The organism is Flavobacterium sp., from assembly GCF_044338735.1.
In the GTDB taxonomy this organism is placed as follows: domain Bacteria; phylum Bacteroidota; class Bacteroidia; order Flavobacteriales; family Flavobacteriaceae; genus Flavobacterium.
The window spans coordinates 1-3077 of sequence record NZ_JBIIWV010000220.1; the positions used below are offsets into that span (position 1 = coordinate 1).

Genomic DNA, 3077 nt, shown 5'->3' on the forward strand with positions numbered 1-3077 from the left:
TTTTATATTTTATTGCTTTTGTAATTCCTTTTCAAGTGTTGCATTTGTTTTTTGTTGCAATCTTAAATGGTTTTAGTGAATACAAAAAGGTAACTGCAATTTCAGTGTATAGTTACGTTGCTGGGTTACTTATTTCTTTGTTCTTAATGTTGAAATTTGATATCAATGGAGCTTTAATATCAATTTCAGTATTGTCGGTATTTCAATTTTTATTTTCGGGATATTATTTTGTTCAATATTTTTCTTTTCAACTAATTTTATTAAATAGAAAAATTGATTTTAGGAATATAAAACACATACTTCCCTTGGGATTAATGACCCTTTTTTCAGCGGTTTTAGCTCCAATACTTTATATATCTATTAGAAATTTAATAACTAAAGAAGTATCATTAGAAGCTGCAGGATATTATGAAGCTATGCAAAGAATATCTGGATTTTATATGATGTTTATTTCTACTTTAATAACATTTTATTTTTTACCAGAACTTACAAATGCGAAATCCTTAGATAAGGAACGAAAACTAACATTTGCATTTTACAAAGGTATAATTCCAATTTTTGGGTTTGGATTGGTTTTAATTTATTTTTTGAGGAATTTTGTAATTCAAGTTTTATTAACAAAAGAATTTGAGTTAGTTTCTGATTTGTTTTTATGGCAACTTTTGGGTGATTTCTTCCGGGCTTTAGCCCTAATTTTAGGAATCCGTTTTTATGCAAAAAAAATGATGAAACATTACTTTGTAATTGAGATTATCTCATTTACAGTTTTATTTTCTTCAAGTTATTTACTTATTCCAAAATTTGGAAGTGAAGGAGCTGTTATGGCTTATGCAGTTACTTATGTATTGTATTTTGTTGTTTTGCTTTTTTATTTTAGAAAACTATTTTTTAAGTATAAAATAAGAATGTAATTTAATTAAAAATAACAAAAATGCTTTTTAACTCAATTGACTTTGCCATTTTTTTACCAATAATTTTTATACTCTACTGGTTTGCTACAAAAGGAAGTTTAAGGCTTCAAAATATTTTACTTCTCGTTTCAAGTTACTTTTTTTATGCTTGTTGGGACTGGCAATTTTTGTTTTTACTAATCTTTTCAACTTTATTAGATTACTATACAGGTATTAAAATACATAAAGCGACAAACCAAAGAAACAAGTTGTTTTGGTTATGGCTAAGTATAGGAATCAACTTAGGTTTTCTTGGAGTTTTTAAATACTACAACTTTTTTGCGGAATCATTTGCTGATGGGCTAACACTTTTAGGTTTAAATTCAAATTTAGGTTCAATACAAATAATACTTCCTGTAGGTATATCATTTTATACTTTTCATGGTTTGTCGTATGTTATAGACATATACAAAAACAGAATAAAACCCGAAAGAAATTTTATTGACTATTCTGTTTTTGTTAGCTTTTTCCCATTACTCGTGGCTGGACCAATTGAAAGAGCAACACATCTTTTACCACAAATTCTTAAAAAACGAGATTTCAATTATTATAAAGCGGTTGATGGTTTGAGACAAATATTGTGGGGTTTATTTAAGAAAATCGTCATAGCCGACAACTGTGCCGAATTTGCAAATACAATTTTCAATAATTCTGCTGACTATTCAGGGAGTACGTTAGTTTTAGGTGCATTGTTTTTTACATTTCAAATCTATTGTGACTTTTCAGGTTACTCTGATATTGCCCTAGGTACTGCTCGATTATTTGGAATAGAACTTTTAAAGAATTTCGCTTTTCCATATTTCTCAAGAGACATTGCCGAATTTTGGAGGCGTTGGCACATTTCGCTTTCCTCTTGGTTTAAAGATTACTTGTATTTTCCATTAGGTGGCAGTAAAGGTGGAATGTGGATGAAGATTCGGAATACCTTTATCATTTTTCTTGTGAGTGGTTTTTGGCATGGCGCTAATTGGACTTTCCTTGTATGGGGATTTTTAAATACCTTGTATATAATACCGTCTATTGTTTTTTCCACAAACAGAAACAACCTTGATATTGTAGCAAGTGGTAAATATCTACCAACAATAAAAGAGTTTTTTGCAATTGGAATTACTTTTAGTTTGACTGTATTTGCTTGGATATTCTTTCGTGCTGAAAATATGGAACATGCTTTAAGTTATATTTCTCAAATTTTCTCATCATCTCTTTTTACTTTTCCTGAATTTGAAGGAATGATAAAGGCTTTGACAACAATTTTTCTTATATTGTTTTTTATTTTAATAGAATGGCAAGGAAGAGAAAAGCAATATGCAATTGAACATTTTAGTTCAAAATTAAAACAACCATTCCGCTACATGTTTTATTATTTCATTATCATTATAATATTTTTATTTGGCGGTAAAGAGCAACAATTTATTTATTTTCAGTTTTAATTTATGAGAAAATTCATATTCAAAATATTGTTATTTATTTTGCCTTTAGTAGTGTTTATATTGCCTCTTGACTATTGTATTTCTTACTTTTTAAGTAAATCAAATCAGTTTCCAGGAGAATTTGAAGTAATGAATGATATTTATAATTCTAAGGCTAATTGTGAAGTGGCAATTTATGGTTCTTCAAGAGCATGGGTTCATATTGACCCGGCAATTATTAGCGATTCATTAAACCTTACAGCTTATAATTTTGGAATTGATGGTCATAATTTTTGGTTACAATATTTAAGACATTTAGAACTGTTAAAACACAACAATAAACCCAAAAAAATAATATTAGCGGTAGATTTATATAGTTTGCAAAAAAGAGATGATTTGTATGAGTCAGATCAATTTCTTCCTTATATGTTATGGAATAAAAACATTAAAAAATATACAAGTTCTTATAAGGGTTACACAAAATATGATTACGATATACCACTTATTAGATATGCGGGAAAATTTCAAGCTTTAAAAGGGAGTATAAAAATGCTATTAACAGGTTCATCAAATAAAACTTATCGAAATAAAGGTTATTTAGGAATGGATTTAAAATGGAATTCCGATTTTGATACTGCCAAAGCAGAAATGGAATCTTATGAAGTTAAATTACATCAACAAAGTATACAATTATTTGAATCATTTATTCAAGAATGTA

Annotated in this window: 3 protein-coding genes; all 3 read left to right on the plus strand. The window is 28.0% G+C overall.

Going from position 1 to position 3077, the window contains the following annotated elements; translation table 11 throughout:
- Positions 1-911 (plus strand): oligosaccharide flippase family protein (locus ACIQZC_RS10350; protein WP_396139146.1); only part of this gene is annotated, 911 nt, incomplete at its 5' end.
- 20 nt (positions 912-931) lie between these two features.
- Positions 932-2380, plus strand: coding sequence for an MBOAT family O-acyltransferase (locus ACIQZC_RS10355; RefSeq protein WP_396139147.1), 1449 nt, complete (start codon positions 932-934; stop codon positions 2378-2380).
- Positions 2381-2383: 3 nt separating this feature from the next.
- A partial coding sequence (locus ACIQZC_RS10360; protein ID WP_396139148.1) for a hypothetical protein occupies positions 2384-3077 on the plus strand: 694 nt, incomplete at its 3' end.

Coding starts and splice junctions, on each gene's coding strand:
- ACIQZC_RS10355 (WP_396139147.1), top strand. CDS start 932: ATGCTTTTTAACTCAATTGACTTTGCCATTTTTTTACCAATAATTTTT.